15 protein-coding genes are annotated in these 14,134 nt (G+C 64.4%); 12 read left to right on the forward strand and 3 right to left on the reverse strand.

Features of this window, described 5'->3' with window-relative positions:
* Positions 1 to 9: 9 nt before the first annotated feature.
* Together ACVINW_RS31040 and ACVINW_RS31045 are read left to right on the forward strand one after the other, a co-directional pair.
* A complete protein-coding gene (locus ACVINW_RS31040; RefSeq protein WP_456754782.1) occupies positions 10 to 1,197 on the forward strand; it encodes an acyl-CoA dehydrogenase family protein in 1,188 nt (395 codons plus the stop codon).
* Positions 1,198 to 1,221: 24 nt separating this feature from the next.
* On the forward strand, positions 1,222 to 1,623 hold the full coding sequence (locus ACVINW_RS31045; RefSeq protein WP_456754783.1) for a VOC family protein: 402 nt from the start codon (positions 1,222 to 1,224) through the stop codon (positions 1,621 to 1,623).
* Positions 1,624 to 1,974: 351 nt separating this feature from the next.
* Here the strand turns inward: ACVINW_RS31045 and ACVINW_RS31050 are convergent, their stop codons facing one another.
* Entirely contained in the window at positions 1,975 to 2,733 is a 759-nt protein-coding gene (locus tag ACVINW_RS31050) for a Spy/CpxP family protein refolding chaperone (RefSeq protein ID WP_456754784.1), read from the reverse strand.
* Between the two features lie 19 nt (positions 2,734 to 2,752).
* Here ACVINW_RS31050 and ACVINW_RS31055 point away from each other — a divergent pair, with 19 nt between their 5' ends.
* From ACVINW_RS31055 to ACVINW_RS31100, 10 genes are all read left to right on the forward strand, one after another.
* A complete protein-coding gene (locus tag ACVINW_RS31055; RefSeq protein ID WP_456754785.1) occupies positions 2,753 to 2,998 on the forward strand; it encodes a hypothetical protein in 246 nt (81 codons plus the stop codon).
* Positions 2,999 to 3,186: 188 nt separating this feature from the next.
* Positions 3,187 to 4,527 (forward strand): ABC transporter substrate-binding protein, encoded by a 1,341-nt coding sequence (locus tag ACVINW_RS31060; RefSeq protein WP_456754786.1) that lies wholly within the window; start codon positions 3,187 to 3,189, stop codon positions 4,525 to 4,527.
* A 115-nt stretch (positions 4,528 to 4,642) separates the two neighbouring features.
* Positions 4,643 to 5,581 (forward strand): carbohydrate ABC transporter permease, encoded by a 939-nt coding sequence (locus tag ACVINW_RS31065; RefSeq protein ID WP_456754787.1) that lies wholly within the window; start codon positions 4,643 to 4,645, stop codon positions 5,579 to 5,581.
* Positions 5,581 to 6,492 carry a carbohydrate ABC transporter permease gene (locus ACVINW_RS31070; RefSeq protein WP_456754788.1) on the forward strand — a complete coding sequence of 304 codons (912 nt, stop codon included), beginning with the start codon at positions 5,581 to 5,583 and terminating at the stop codon, positions 6,490 to 6,492. The genes ACVINW_RS31065 and ACVINW_RS31070 overlap by 1 nt, the downstream gene beginning before the upstream one ends.
* 4 nt (positions 6,493 to 6,496) lie before the next feature.
* Positions 6,497 to 7,597, forward strand: a complete 1,101-nt coding sequence (locus ACVINW_RS31075) for an ABC transporter ATP-binding protein (RefSeq protein WP_456754789.1) — start codon at positions 6,497 to 6,499, stop codon at positions 7,595 to 7,597.
* A gap of 29 nt (positions 7,598 to 7,626) precedes the next feature.
* Positions 7,627 to 8,616 (forward strand): hydroxyacid dehydrogenase, encoded by a 990-nt coding sequence (locus ACVINW_RS31080; protein ID WP_456754790.1) that lies wholly within the window; start codon positions 7,627 to 7,629, stop codon positions 8,614 to 8,616.
* A gap of 158 nt (positions 8,617 to 8,774) precedes the next feature.
* Positions 8,775 to 10,199: an amidase gene (locus ACVINW_RS31085; RefSeq protein WP_456754791.1), complete on the forward strand. Its 1,425-nt coding sequence runs from the start codon at positions 8,775 to 8,777 to the stop codon at positions 10,197 to 10,199.
* Between the two features lie 80 nt (positions 10,200 to 10,279).
* Positions 10,280 to 10,972 carry a hypothetical protein gene (locus ACVINW_RS31090; RefSeq protein WP_456754792.1) on the forward strand — a complete coding sequence of 231 codons (693 nt, stop codon included), beginning with the start codon at positions 10,280 to 10,282 and terminating at the stop codon, positions 10,970 to 10,972.
* Positions 10,973 to 11,000: 28 nt separating this feature from the next.
* Complete coding sequence (locus ACVINW_RS31095; RefSeq protein WP_456754793.1) at positions 11,001 to 11,789, forward strand: transporter substrate-binding domain-containing protein; 789 nt, start codon at positions 11,001 to 11,003, stop codon at positions 11,787 to 11,789.
* 179 nt (positions 11,790 to 11,968) lie between these two features.
* Positions 11,969 to 12,721, forward strand: coding sequence for a DUF2147 domain-containing protein (locus ACVINW_RS31100; protein ID WP_456754794.1), 753 nt, complete (start codon positions 11,969 to 11,971; stop codon positions 12,719 to 12,721).
* A gap of 153 nt (positions 12,722 to 12,874) precedes the next feature.
* On the opposite strand, the gene ACVINW_RS31105 is transcribed toward ACVINW_RS31100, so the two are convergent.
* Together ACVINW_RS31105 and ACVINW_RS31110 are read right to left on the reverse strand one after the other, a co-directional pair.
* Complete coding sequence (locus ACVINW_RS31105) at positions 12,875 to 13,279, reverse strand: (R)-mandelonitrile lyase (protein WP_456754795.1); 405 nt, start codon at positions 13,277 to 13,279, stop codon at positions 12,875 to 12,877.
* Between the two features lie 23 nt (positions 13,280 to 13,302).
* Entirely contained in the window at positions 13,303 to 14,001 is a 699-nt protein-coding gene (locus tag ACVINW_RS31110; protein WP_456754796.1) for a ribonuclease activity regulator RraA, read from the reverse strand.
* Positions 14,002 to 14,134: the final 133 nt, after the last annotated feature.

The raw sequence follows: 14,134 nt of genomic DNA on the forward strand, positions 1-14,134 counted from the left end.
GAGGCGGACATGAGCGTGACTTCAGCCGATCTTGCGGGCGATCGCGACGTGATCGCCCGCGCCGAGGCGATCAGGGACGCGGTTGCAGCGGCGTCCAACGAGATCGAAACGGCGCGCCGCCTGCCGCCCGACCTGCTCGACCGGCTGCATGAGGCGCGGCTGTTCCGGTTGCTGTTGCCGCGTTCGACCGACGGGATCGAGACCGATCCCGTCACCTTCTTCCATGTCATCGAAGCCATCGCCAAGGCCGACGCTTCGACGGCGTGGTGCCTGAGCCAGGCCGGCGGCTGTGCGATGTCGGCGGCCTATCTCGATCTGCCGGTCGCGCAGGAGGTGTTTGCCGACCCGCGCGCCGTGCTGGCCTGGGGTCCCGGCCCGAAGGTCAAGGCGATCGAGTGCGAGGGCGGCTATCGCGTCACCGGGGTCTGGTCGTTCGCCTCCGGCGGGCGGCACGCCACGTGGCTCGGCGCCCACTGCCCGATCTATGCCGCGGACGGTTCGCCGCGCCGCGACGCCAATGGCGAGCAAATCGAGCGCACCATGCTGGTGCGGACCGAAGACGTCGCTTGGACCGACATCTGGAACACGGTCGGGCTGCGCGGCACCGCCAGCGACCAGTTCGCGCTGGATGATTTCTTCGTCCGCGCGGATCATTCGATCACCCGCGAGTTCGACCGCGAGTGCCGCGAGAACGGTCCGCTGTACCGGATGAGCAACCACACCTGCTATCAGATCGGCTTTGCCGGGGTCGCCTGTGGCATTGCCCGCAGCGCGCTCGACAATTTCCTCGACGTCGCCCGCAACAAGGTGCCGCGCGGCATGACGAAGACGCTGCGCGACAATGCCGTGGTGCAGTCAGGCCTTGCCCAGTCCGAGGTCAATCTGCGCGCCGCCCGCGCCTTCCTGCTGCAGTCGATGGCCGACATCTGGCAGGATCTGGTCGCCGGCAACAGCATCACGGTCGCGCAGCGCATGACGATCCGGATGGCCGCGACGCACGCCATCCACAAGGCCAAGGAAGCCGTCGACTTCGCCTACAACACCGCCGGCGCCACCGCGATCTTCGACGGCCATCCTTTGGAGCGCCGCTTCCGCGACATCCACACCGTGACCCAGCAATTGCAGGGCCGCTTCAGCCATTTCGAGACCGTCGGCGCCTGGATGCTCGGCGTCGATGCCGACCTCAGCTTTGTCTAATCTCAATTCTCAAGGAGACGAACCATGCCACTGGGCGGACTACAGCATTTCACCATCGAACCGCAGGATCTGGAGAAGACCAAGACGTTCTATTGCGAGGTGCTCGGGCTCGAGAACGGCGATCGCCCGCCGCTCGATTTCCCCGGCTACTGGCTCTATTCCGGCGGCCAGGCCACGGTCCATTTGATGGGCACCCGCAAGCCGCGCGACGGCATCGTAGTGCGCGGCACCGAGAAGAAATATGAGGACACCGGTCGCCTCGACCACATCGCCTTTGCCGCCACCGACGTCGACGGCGTGCGCAAGCGCCTCCAGGCGAACAACGTCAGCTTCCGCAAGCAGATCGTGCCGCGTACCGGCGACACCCAGATCTTCCTCTACGATCCCGACGGCGTCGGCGTTGAGCTGAACTTTCCCAAGAGCTGAACCGGCTTACGCTGAACTGATCTGCTCAACAATTGGTCGGCGTATCTGCCGGCCAGTTTTCATGTCGCGCAATCGGTTCCCGACAAGGCCCCGACTCGGCCATCACTCGGGCGTGATCCGGTCCGTTTTTCTTCAATATTGAATGACGAATTAACCGGGCCGCGCCGCTGCGGCAGAATAGCCGGGTGCTGCGCCTTTAACCTACCCCAGGGCATGGTGGCCCGGCTATTCGTCCCCACATCGCCGGCGACAGCTCCGTGAAGCTCTTCGAGCGAAGTGGATATCCATTCGCGTAACGAGAACGCTTCGGAACAGGAGTCCGGAGCCGTCATTCGGATTCCATGGACGGCTCTAGTCGAGCCCGCGTTCGTGGCTGAGGCGGACCATTTCGTTGATGAAGATTTGTTTCTGCTTGTCGTCGAGGCTCGCATAGAGCGGCTCGGCGGCGTCGGCAACGTTACGCTGATCGCCCGCGCGGTCATTGAGGAACTGGGCCTCGTTGCGCATCTGCTCGATGATGTCATCGGGTGGATCGCGTTGAGCCCGCGCGATGCGCAGGTTGAGCCGGTCGGCGCCGTTATGGCCGAGATAGTGCATCGCACTGTTGAAGCCGGCCCAGTTCTTTTCCTGCTCCGGCGTGAGATTGAGTTCCTTCTTGATCCGCTCGATGTTGGCGTCGCTGTTGGCGACGATCTGTTCGGCCGTGAGTTGCGGCGCGCCCGCCTGGGTCAGCATCGTCGGCGGCTGCTTGGCACCCTTGTCCTTGGTCGCGGCCTTGGCCGATTTGCCGGCCTTGGCGCCCTGCTTGTCGCCTGACGCCGGCGCCTGCGCGTTCTTGCCGTTGCCGGCACTGGGATTGGCGTTGTTGGCGTTGTTGCCGGTGAACACCCCGGTCACGCCGGTGACCACGCCGACCACGCCCCCGATCGCGCCGCCCAGGACGCCACCGACCGGTCCGGCGGCCTTGTTGCCCTCGCGCGCGCCTTTCTCGACGCCCTGCACGATCTGCGCATCGACCATGTGAGGCACTGCAAGCAGCGTGACGGTGGCGGCCCCAACCGCGGCGCACAACCTCCATTGTGCTCGCAGCTTCGCTACCGGGATGAGCATGATCGGATCTCCGTGATCGATGGTGGATTGCACCTTTGATGCGGGGGTCGGTTCGACGAATCCGGACTTTATCGTTTCCAGCTTCAGCGAGTCTATCGGTCACGGCGGGCATCAACATGACGGGAACACGGTTGATCCGGCCCAGCCGGAAACCTGCGGCTCAACCGCGCACCGTCTCGCGCGTCTCTGCGTCGCGCATCGCGTGCATCGCAACATGATTACACGAAGCGCTGAAATCCACCTGCAATTGCGACGCCGCCGCTGACCCTGCCTGCAATTTGACCACAACGTTAGTACTACGCGGGACCGGCATCTCGTTTCTCGACAGCCGCAAGCAATTCTGTTCTGATCAGTGTGAACGAAATCCCGCGACGTCGCGCCAACGCGACGCACAAAAACAACGACGGGATTCGAAAAAGTCTTTTGTCCGTCGGCGACCAGGGAGGGAATGCCATGTCACGGAAGAAGCTTTCGCGCCGAGAATTCGTTGCAGCGACAGCGCTGTCATCGGCGGCGCTCGTTACAGCCCCTTACGTGCGCGGCGCCTACGCAGCCGGAAAGCTCTCGATCGGTTTCTGGGATCACTGGGTGCCCGGCGCGAACGGCGAGTCGACCGCTCTGGTCAAGGAATGGGCTGAGAAGGAGAAGGTCGAGGTCCAGATCGATTACATCACCAGCGTCGGCAACAAGAACCTCGTCACCATTGCCGCCGAAGCGCAGGCGAAAACCGGTCATGACATCTTCGCCATGCCCACGTGGTGGGTGCACTCCAACGCCGAGCAACTCGAGCCGGTCAACGACGTCATGGAGCCGCTGATCAAGCAGAATGGCGAGGTCAACGGCACCGTCAAATATCTCGGCCAGCTCGACGGCAAATGGCTCGGTGTCCCCACCTGCCTCGGCAGCCAGATCAAGGGCCCCTGCTCGCGCATCGACCTGATGAAGAAATATGCCGGCATCGACGTGCAGGAAATGTATCCGGCAGGCAGCCCGCCGAAGGCGGACAACTGGACCCTCGATACCTTCCTCAAGGCGGCCGAAGCCTGCCACAAGGCCGGCTTCCCGTTCGGGATCGGGCTTGGCGAAACCAGCGACAATGTCGACACCGCCGGCGCGATCTTCCAGTCGTTCGGCGCCGAACTGGTCGACGCCAAGGGCAACCTGACCGTGAAAACCGACGCGGTGCGCCAGGCGCTCGACTACTACAAGAAGCTGATCGCCTTCCTGCCGCCCGACGTCTCGGCATGGGACGATGCCTCCAATAACAAATGGCTGGTGGCCGGCAAGGGCGCGATGATCATGAATCCGCCAAGCGCATGGGCGGTGGCCAAGCGCGACGCACCGCAGATCGCCGAGCAATGCTGGACCCACGGCTTCCCGGCCGGTCCCAAGGGCCGCTTCGCGCCGTTCCTGCCCTACTTCCTGTCCCTCTGGAATTTCTCCAAGAACAAGGAAACGGCCAAGAGTCTGCTGACCCATTTGTCGCAGCCGGCTTCGATCGAGCGGCTGGTCAACGCCAGCGGCGGCTACGATCTTCCGGCCTTTGCCAACCTGACCACGTTGAAGATCTGGCAGGAGCAGGCCCCGCCGAAGGGCACGCTGTACCACTATCCCAACCCGTACAACCATCAGACCCTGTCGATCGCCGCGTCGCCGGCGCCGCCGAAGGTTGCCCAGCAGATTTACTTCCAGGCCACCCTGACCAAGATGTGCCTGCGATACTACCAGGGTGAAAGCATGGAAAAGACCCTCGCCTGGGCCGAGGGCGAGTGTGAAGGCTTTATGCGAAGCTGACGACAAGCGAGCCCCGCACGGCCGGCCGATCGTGCCGGCCGCGCGAGCTCTCGCCGCTACATCCCAGCCGCCGAGCCGGCGAGTCTGCAACCAACCCGCGCGAGGGACCTGCGTTATGGTTGATGTCGCATTCCACCCCAACCGCGCGGCCGCAGCCCAGTCGGGTCGGCGCCGCGTCGGCTTGCGCAACGCGCTGCGGCGCAAGTCGATGGCCGCGTTCCTGATGACGTTGCCGCTGATCGTCCTGATCGCTGTTCTGGTGCTCTACCCTGCCTTCTTTTCGCTGCACCTCGCGACGCTGAACAAGGCGATGACCAAGTTCGTCGGCTTCGGCAATTTCGAGTTCCTGTTCAAGCGCGACACCTTCTGGCTGGTGGTCAAGCAATCCTGCATTTTCGCGATCTCGGCGGTGATCTTCAAAGCCCTGATCGGTTTCATCGTCGCGCATTTCGTGCACAACGTGCCCGCCAACAAGCAGCGCAAATGGCGCGGCATGCTGCTGGTGCCGTGGGTGATCCCGCCGGCCATGAGCACGCTGGCCTGGCTCTGGCTGTTCGATCCGTCCTACAGCGCCTTCAACTACACGCTGTCGTTCTTCGGCATCGGGCCGATCCCGTGGACCGGAGATGCGATGTGGGCGCGCTTCTCGGTGATCCTGGTCAACGTCTGGTACGGCGCGCCGTTCTTCATGATCATGTATCTGGCGGCGCTGAAATCGGTACCCGACCAGCTCTATGAAGCAGCCGCGATCGACGGCGCCAATTGGTGGCAGCGGATCTGGTACGTGACGCTGCCGATGATGCGCAACATCATCGCGATCACCACTCTGTTCTCGCTGATCGTGACCTTCGCGAATTTCGACATTGTCCGCATCCTGACCGCGGGCGGCCCGCTCGATCACACCCATATCTTCGCGACCTGGGCGTTCCGCGTCGGCATCGAGGGCAGCGACATTCCGCTCGGCGCCAGCGTCTCGCTGTTCATGGTGCCGATCCTCGCGGTTGCAGCGATCTTCATCCTGCGCGACATCTCCAAACGCGGGAACGAAGCCTGATGAGCACGATGACGATCGACAAGTCCGGCCCGACCCGCAAGGTCAAGTATGGCAGCATGAGCCGCGACCGGACCTGGGCGCTGCGCTGGTCGTATTTCTTCCTGACCCTGTTTGCGATCTTCTCGCTGACGCCCCCGTTCTACATGCTGATCACCTCGCTCAAGGGCAGCGCCGAGATTTCGGCGGCGACCAACCCGTGGTGGGTGCACCAGCCCACGCTGGAGAATTACGTCGAGCTCCTGACCTCGAACCAGTTCCTGCGCTTCTTCTGGAATTCGGCCTGGGTCTCGATCATCGTGGTCACCATCACGATGCTGATCAGCGTGCCGGCCGCCTTTGCGCTGTCGCGGATGAAGTTCTGGGGCTCGGCGACGCTCGCGACCGGGGTGTTCCTCACCTACCTGATCCCGGACAGCCTGCTGTTCATTCCGCTGTTCAAGATGTTCGCGGTGTTCGGCGACTGGACCGGCATCCAGCTGGTCAATCGCTGGTATGTGCTGCTGTTCATCTATCCGACGCTGACGGTGCCGTTCTGCACCTGGATCATGATCGGCTATTTCGCCTCGATCCCGAAGGAGCTCGACGAGGCCGCGATCATCGACGGGGCAAGCTGGTTCCAGACGCTGACGCGGATCTTCATCCCGGTCGCGCTGCCTGGCCTGATCGCGGCGACGATCTTCGCCTTCACCGTGTCCTGGGCCCAGTTTCTCTATCCCTTGGTGTTCACCACCTCGACCGACCAGCTGGTGCTGCCGGTCGGCATCATCACCACGCTGATCAAGGGTGACGTCTTCAACTGGGGGCAGATCATGACCGGTGCCCTGCTCGGCGCCGCGCCGCCGCTGATCATCTACGCCTTCCTGATGGACTACTACATTGCCGGCCTGACCGCCGGTGCGACAAAGGGTTGAACTTATGGCCGACGTCAGTTTGCGCAAGGTGGTGAAACGTTACGACGAGGTCGAGGCGGTGCGCGGCATCGACCTCGATATCGCCGACCATGAGTTCGTGGTGCTAGTGGGCCCGAGCGGCTGCGGCAAGTCGACGACGCTGCGGATGATCGCCGGCCTCGAGGACATCTCCGACGGCGACATCATGATCGGCGGCGACGTCGTCAACGACGTGCCGCCGAAGGACCGTGACATCGCGATGGTGTTCCAGAACTATGCGCTCTACCCGCACATGACCGTCGCCGAGAACATGTCGTTCGGGCTGCGGCTGAAACACTATCCCAAGGCCGAGATCAAGAGCCGGGTCAGCGAGGCCGCCCGCATGCTCGACATCACCGACCTGATCGACCGCAAGCCGAAGCAGCTCTCCGGCGGCCAGCGCCAGCGCGTCGCGATGGGACGCGCGATCGTGCGCAATCCGAAGGTGTTCCTGTTCGACGAGCCGCTCTCCAACCTCGATGCCAAGCTGCGCGTGCAGATGCGGATCGAGATCAAGAAGGTGCACCAGAAGGTCCGCACCACGACCGTCTACGTCACCCACGACCAGGTGGAGGCGATGACGCTGGCCGACCGCGTGGTGGTGATGAACCACGGCAGGATCGAGCAGATCGGCACGCCCAGCGAGCTCTATCACAAGCCGGCGACCAAGTTCGTCGCAAGCTTCATCGGCTCGCCCGCGATGAATTTCGTGCCGTGCCGGCTCGAGGATGTCGGCGGCAAGCTCAACGTGCGGCTGACCGACCGGCTCGCCTTCGCGCTGCCGCCGGCGCGCGCCGCCCGCTACCAGGCGCTCTCGCGCAGCGACAAATTGTTGCTGGGCATCCGCCCCGAGCACGTCATGGAGGCACGGCCGCACGCCGAGCCCGGCGTCGAACCGTTCGACGCAGTGCTCGACGTCACCGAGCCGATGGGCATGGAGACCCTGGTCTATTTCACGCTGGAGGGCAGCCAGGTCTGCGGCCGGGTCAACCCCAATGCCGGCGCGCAGGATGGCAGCCCGCTCCGATTGGCTGTGGACCTCAACAATATGCATTTGCTAAACGAGGTGACCGGCGCCGTCCTTTGACGGCGTACAAGAAACCTCAAGGGCAGGAAATGGCCACCAACAAGAAGAAGATCTTCATCACCCAGACTCTGTCTCCGGGCGCGCGGGCGCTCCTCAACGAGCGGGACGACGTAGAACTCATCGAATTTCCCAACCTGATCTCGGCCAAGGATTTCCAGGCGATGCTGGAGCAGCATGCCCCGGTCCATGGCGTCGCGCTCGGCGCCACCCGGTTCGGCGAGGCCGAGCTGGAAGCCTCCAAGGGCATGATGGTGGTGACCCGGATCGGCGTCGGCTACGACGCCGTCGACGTGCCGGCGCTGTCCCGCCGCAAGGTGCCGCTGATGGTCGCAGGCACCGCCAACTCGCCGTCGGTCGCCGAGCAGGCCCTGTTCATGATGCTGACGCTGGCCAAGCGCGCGCAGGAAATGCATTCGATGGTCAAGGACGGCACCTGGGCGAGCCGGCTCGGCGTGCTGCCGTTCGATCTCTACGGCAAGACCGTGCTAATCGTGGGCTTCGGCCGCATCGGCACCCGCACCGCCAAGCGCTGCCTGGCGATGGAAATGAACGTGCTGGTGTACGACCCCTACAAGCCCGCCAGCGAGATCACCGCGGCCGGCTGCGAGGTGGTGCCGAGCCTGGAGGCAGCATTGCCGCGGGCGGATTTCGTCACCATCCATTGCCCGAAGAATCCCGAAACGATCGGCCTGTTCAACGCGGCCCGGATCCGCCTGATGAAGCCGACCGCCTATCTCATCAACACCGCCCGCGGCGGCATCGTCGACGAGAAGGCGCTGCACGACGCGCTGGTATCGGGCAAGCTCGCCGGTGCAGGCCTCGACGTGTTCGAGGTCGAACCGCCGCCGGTCGGCCAGCCGCTGCACGCTTTGCCCAACGTGATCATGGCGCCGCATGTGGCGGGCGTCACCGTCGAGGCGGTCGATCGCATGAGCGAACAGACCGCGCGCAATATCCTGAGCGTGCTGGACGGCAATCCGCTGCGCCAGAACGTGATCAACCAGGACGTCCTCGGCTGAGCTTTCAGCCTTCCCAAAAGCGCGATGAGATAGGTCGTCGCGCTTTAGTTTGTTTGAGCACGATCTTTTCGGAAAACCGCTTCACACTTTTCCGGATCGTGCTCTAGTTGCGCCGTGGCCGATCCGGCAAGGTCGGCCCGGCGATGCGGAGCATGCACATGGCTTTCAAGGAATTCGGCAACTACGATGCGGTCGGTCTCGCCGAGCTGGTCCGCAACAAGGACGTGACCGCGAAGGAATTGCTCGACGAGGCGATCGCGCGCACCGCCGCCATCGATCCGAAGATCAACGCTGTTGTCGTCAAGCATTACGACTACGCCGAGCGCCAGATCGCCAAGGGTTTGCCTGACGGTCCCTTCACCGGCGTGCCATTTTTGCTCAAGGACCTCGATCTGCTCGAGGGCACGCGCACCACCTCGGGTGCCAGCCTGCTGAAGGATTTTGTCGCCGACCATAACAGCACGCTGGCGCAGCGCTTCCTCGACGCCGGGCTTACGATCTTCGGCAAAAGCTCAAGCCCGGAATTCGGGCTGATGCCGACGACGGAATCCCGTCTGTTCGGCCCGACCCGCAATCCCTGGAATCTCGACCATTCCTCCGGCGGCTCGTCCGGCGGCGCCGGTGCTGCGGTTGCGGCGCGCATCCTGCCGGTCGCACATGCCAGCGACGGCGGCGGCTCGATCCGGATCCCCGCCTCCGCCTCCGGCGTGTTCGGCATGAAGCCGACCCGCGCCCGCAACCCGGTCGGCCCCGACCGTGGCGAAGGCTGGGGCGGCTTCTCCGTCGGCCATGTGCTGAGCATCAGCGTCCGCGACAGCGCGGTCATGATGGATGCGATCCATGGTCCGGAGCCGTCGAGCCTCTACGTCGCGCCTCCGCCGGAGCGGCCGTTCTCGCAGGAGGTCGGCCGCGACCCCGGCCATCTGCGTATCAGCTTCACCGACAAGTCGCCCTATGGCGATGCCATTGATCCGGAGATATCAGCGGCGGTCCGCGACGTCGCCAAGCTGCTGGCCGGGCTCGGCCACCATGTCGAGGAGCGCGCACCGCCGCTTGCAGCCGATCCGGCCGCGACCATGACGACGATCGTCGCCGGCAACACGGCGCTGACGATCCGCCTGCTCGAGCAGCGCGTCGGGCGCACGCTGACATCTGATGATGTCGAGCGGTTGACGCTCGCCAGCGGCCAGAACTCGGCCAAGATGACCCCGGCCGATTATGTCGCCGCGCAGCTTGCCGCATTCCAGATCTCGCGTGGGCTCGCGACCTTTTTCGAAGGCTGCGACATCTTTCTCAGCCCGACGCTGTGCGCGCCGCCGCTCCGCCTCGGCGAGCTGAACACGATGTCCGAGGACCTCACCCACATTGCGCCGGTGCTGCGCCGCTATATGCCGGGCACCTCGATGTTCAACATGTCCGGCCAGCCGGCGATGTCGGTGCCGCTGGCCTGGAACAAGGCCGGATTGCCGCTCGGCATGATGTTCGCGGCCAAGCTCGGCGAGGAAGGCCTGCTGTTCCGCCTCGCCGGCCAGCTCGAACAGGTCCGGCCCTGGAAGGACCGCCGCCCGCCGGTCTGCGCCTAGCTGACAAAGGACAGTCAGATCAGGTAGATAGGAAGGGCGTCGGCGCGATTCCGCCGGCGCCATGCCTGGGGGGCCGAACCGTGAGTGACCCGACCGACAATGCGCTCGCCGCGATCGCAAGCATTCTCGATCAGACGACGACGCCTCCCGAGAAGGCCAAACCGTCCGACAAGACGGCTGACAAGGCAGCCGAGCCCGCTGAGGAGCGGCCGGCCGCGATCGCGATGCCGCCGCCTCTGCCAACATCGGTCGAAATCGTTACGGTGGAGACCGTGTCGATCACGACTGTGTCCACCGAGCACGCGACTGTGTCCACCGAGCACGCGCCCGCCGCGCCGTCGGCGGTCGAGCCGCCTCCGGTCGAACAGTCCGAACCTGCCGAACAGCCCGAGCCAAGCCAGCCCGAGGCCCGCGAACCTGAGGTCGTCGAACCGGCAGCGGTCGAACCGGAGCCAAGCGAGCCGGAGCCTGAACCCGTCCAACCGGCCCAGCCGATCGAGGCGAACGGCTATTCGAAGTCCGGCCCGGGCCCGATGGCCGCACTGCGCTTTCGCTGGACGGTGCGCGAGGACGGTGGCCGATACTATGTCGACGAGACCGTCGGCGAAGGATCGACCCCGCTGGTCAACGGCCCGATGGACAGGGACGCGGCGATCAAATTTGTCGACGATCGCGAAGCCGAAGCGCGCCGCCGCTTCGAGCACTTCAGGCACGAGATCATCAGCCGCACTGCGACCGCCCTTCAGGCGCGCAAGGACAACACCGAAGCTTGAGTGACGACGCCCACCCAGGGGCACCGCAATGGAGAACACTTTTATGTTTCGCGCGCTGGCCGGCCTCGCTCTCGCTTTGCTTCTGTCCGCCGCGCATGCGCAGACCGCGCCGTCCCGGCTCGATGAGATCGTCAAGCGCGGCACGCTGCGCGTCGGGATGACCGGCGACTATTTGCCGTTCACTGCGCTCGACAAGGAGACCAATACCTTCCGCGGCTTCGATGTCGACATGGCGCGATCACTCGGCAAGGCGCTCGGCGTCAAGGTCGAGTTCGTGCCGACATCATGGCCGCAAATGATGAGGGATTTCGAGGCCGACAATTTCGACATCGCAATGGGCGGCATCTCCATCACCTTCGACCGGCAGAAGAAGGGCCTGTTCTCGACACCGATCATGCGCGAGGGCAAGACGCCGATCGCGCGCTGCGCCGACCAGGGCAAGTACGACACCCTCGCCGAGATCGACCAGCCCGGCACCCGCGTCATCGTCAATCCCGGCGGCACCAATGAGCGGTTCGCGCGCGCCCATGTGAAGGCGGCCGACATCCGTGTCTTCAACGACAACACCAGAATCTTCGACGAGATCGCCAAGGGCGACGCCGATTTGATGATGACCGACGCGTCCGAGACACGTTATCAGCAGAAGCTGCACCCCGGCGTGCTCTGCGCCGTGCATCCCGACAAGCCGTTCGACTTCGCCGAGAAAGCCTACTGGATGCAGCGCGACGTCGCCTTGAAGGCGTTCGTCGACCAATGGCTTCACATCGCGCGCGAAGACGGCAGCTACGCGAAGATCTACGCTGCGTGGTTCGAATAGCCTGCGTCAAACGCACGCGCTCATCATTCGATGCGGATCGCCTGAAACCAGACCGCAATCAGTGATTTGAACCTCATCGGTGAGGACACGACTCATGTTCTGACCGTGATTTGGGACACGTTCAACGAGGCGGTCACCGGATAGCCCTTGCGAAGGGGTTCCCTGCAGTGGAGGTCGAGATGAGGCAGCTTCTGGCGATCGCCACCCTTGCGCTGGCAAGCACGGCCGCAGCACAGGCGCAACACACCTTCGACTATGGCGGTCGCACCATCCGCATCGATCCCGATCGCGGCACGGTTTCGATCCCCGGCGTCTACGACAATACTCCCCGCCACACCAAGCGCGCCAGGAGCAAGGATGCCGAGCAGAAGCGCGAGCCGGCTCCGAAGGAAGCCAAGACGGATTCTCAAACCGCGCCGGCTGCACCACCTGCTGCGGCGCCAGCGCCTGCTCCAGCGACCGTTGATCAGACTGCTGCCCCGGCCGCGCCAGCAACATCTCAGCCGGCCGCCGCGACCACACCGCCGTCACACGCGCCGCCCCACGCAGCGCCGCCGGCAAGGCCCGTCACTGTCGGCACCGCGCCGCCAAGCGCGCCGGCGCCCAAGCCGGCAGCAACCCCCGTGCAAGCAGCCAACTCCCCGCTCGGCCTTTGGCTGACCGAGGAAAAGGAAGGCAAGGTCCGCATCGAGCAATGCGGTGCCAATCTCTGCGGTTATTCGGTCGACAAGAAGTCGAACGCCAACGGCGAGCAGGTTCTGATCAACATGAAGCCCGGCAAGGACAAATGGAGCGGCCGCATCTTCGATCCGAACAGCGGCAGCACGTACGATTCCACCATCGCGCTGAAGGGCCCCGACACGCTGCGCGTCCAGGGCTGCGCATTCGGCGGCATGTTCTGCGGTGGCCAGACCTGGACGCGGGTGAACTGACCTCTTGTAGCCCGGATGGAGCGCAGCGAAATCCGGAACTCTTGCCGCGGGGGCGCCCCGGATTGGGCTGCGCTTCATCCGGGCTACGGTCACCGAAAACAAAAAGCCCCACTCGTGAAAGCGGGGCTTTTCGGTTTGAGCTCGCGGCTGCGTTCAACCGATCTTGCCGTTGTAGTCCTCGTCGGTGACGTGCTCCATCCAGGTCGAGAACACGCCGTCGAGTGCCTCCTGCATGGCGATATGGGTCATGCTGTTGTCGGGCGAAGCGCCGTGCCAGTGCTTCTCGTTCGGCGGAATCCAGACGACGTCGCCGGGGCGGATTTCCCGGATCGGGCCGCCCTTGGCCTGCACCCGGCCGATGCCCGAGATCACATAGAGCGTCTGCCCGAGCGGATGGGTGTGCCAGGCGGTGCGCGCGCCGGGCTCGAACGAGACGCGCGAGGCGTTCAGCCGCGCCGGCGCCGGCGCCATGTTGATCGGGTCCTGCAGCACGCTGCCGGTGAAATGCTCCGCCGGCGCGCGGCGGGTCGGCCGCGAGCCGGAAACGTGGATATCCATGGGGTTACCTCCCTCTCTTGACGTTATTTCTTGGTCGCGGCGTAGCGTGCCTTGGTCTCGGCGTTCATCGGATACAGGCCGGGCAGCTGGGCACCATTATTCACCTCGTTGACGATCCAGGCTTCCATCCGTTCCTGCTCCGGCCCTTCGGCCAGCACGTGATCGAGGAAGGCCTGCGGGATCAGCACCGCGCCGTCCTGGTCGGCCACGACCACGTCATTCGGAAACACGGCAACGCCGCCGCAGCCGATCGGTTCGCCCCAGCCGACGAAGGTCAGGCCTGCAACGGACGGTGGCGCGGCATAGCCGTCGCACCACACCGGCAGGCCGGTGCCGAGCACGCCCTCGACGTCGCGCACCACGCCGTCGGTGATCAGCGCCGTCACCCCGCGCTTGACCATGCGCGCGCAGAGGATGTCGCCGAAAATGCCGGCATCGTTAATGCCCATGGCATCGACCACGGCGATGCAGCCCGCCGGCATCGCCTCAATCGCGGTGCGGGTCGAGATCGGCGACGACCAGGATTCCGGCGTCGCCAGATCCTCGCGGGCCGGCACGAAGCGCAGCGTGAAGGCGGGTCCGACCAGCCGCTTCTGTCCGGGCTTCAGCGGCTTGGTGCCGCGCATCCAGATGTTGCGCAGACCCTTCTTGAGCAGGACCGTGGTGATGGTGGCGGTGGACACGTGCGACAGCGTCGCGATCGCCTCAGTGGACAGTGACATCTGGAAAGCTTGCTCCGATGGGAGGAAAAAGACTGGCGCATGTTGCCGGGCAAGGGCGTTGCGTCAAGGGCTGAACGAAAATCCTGCGATCATCTAAATTTATCGCCGGCATGCCGATTAATTTATTGAAGTT

The sequence above is a fragment of the Bradyrhizobium sp. USDA 4461 genome, from assembly GCF_054055655.1.

Bases quoted from the DNA above. Each gene is read 5' to 3' on its own strand.
- ACVINW_RS31080 (WP_456754790.1), top strand. From the start codon at position 7,627: ATGGCCACCAACAAGAAGAAGATCTTCATCACCCAGACTCTGTCTCCG.
- ACVINW_RS31065 (WP_456754787.1), top strand. From the start codon at position 4,643: ATGGTTGATGTCGCATTCCACCCCAACCGCGCGGCCGCAGCCCAGTCG.
- ACVINW_RS31050 (WP_456754784.1), bottom strand. From the start codon at position 2,733: ATGCTCATCCCGGTAGCGAAGCTGCGAGCACAATGGAGGTTGTGCGCC.
- ACVINW_RS31040 (WP_456754782.1), top strand. From the start codon at position 10: ATGAGCGTGACTTCAGCCGATCTTGCGGGCGATCGCGACGTGATCGCC.
- ACVINW_RS31055 (WP_456754785.1), top strand. From the start codon at position 2,753: ATGGTGGATTGCACCTTTGATGCGGGGGTCGGTTCGACGAATCCGGAC.
- ACVINW_RS31060 (WP_456754786.1), top strand. From the start codon at position 3,187: ATGTCACGGAAGAAGCTTTCGCGCCGAGAATTCGTTGCAGCGACAGCG.
- ACVINW_RS31045 (WP_456754783.1), top strand. From the start codon at position 1,222: ATGCCACTGGGCGGACTACAGCATTTCACCATCGAACCGCAGGATCTG.
- ACVINW_RS31085 (WP_456754791.1), top strand. From the start codon at position 8,775: ATGGCTTTCAAGGAATTCGGCAACTACGATGCGGTCGGTCTCGCCGAG.
- ACVINW_RS31070 (WP_456754788.1), top strand. From the start codon at position 5,581: ATGAGCACGATGACGATCGACAAGTCCGGCCCGACCCGCAAGGTCAAG.
- ACVINW_RS31105 (WP_456754795.1), bottom strand. From the start codon at position 13,279: ATGGATATCCACGTTTCCGGCTCGCGGCCGACCCGCCGCGCGCCGGCG.
- ACVINW_RS31100 (WP_456754794.1), top strand. From the start codon at position 11,969: ATGAGGCAGCTTCTGGCGATCGCCACCCTTGCGCTGGCAAGCACGGCC.
- ACVINW_RS31095 (WP_456754793.1), top strand. From the start codon at position 11,001: ATGGAGAACACTTTTATGTTTCGCGCGCTGGCCGGCCTCGCTCTCGCT.
- ACVINW_RS31075 (WP_456754789.1), top strand. From the start codon at position 6,497: ATGGCCGACGTCAGTTTGCGCAAGGTGGTGAAACGTTACGACGAGGTC.
- ACVINW_RS31110 (WP_456754796.1), bottom strand. From the start codon at position 14,001: ATGTCACTGTCCACTGAGGCGATCGCGACGCTGTCGCACGTGTCCACC.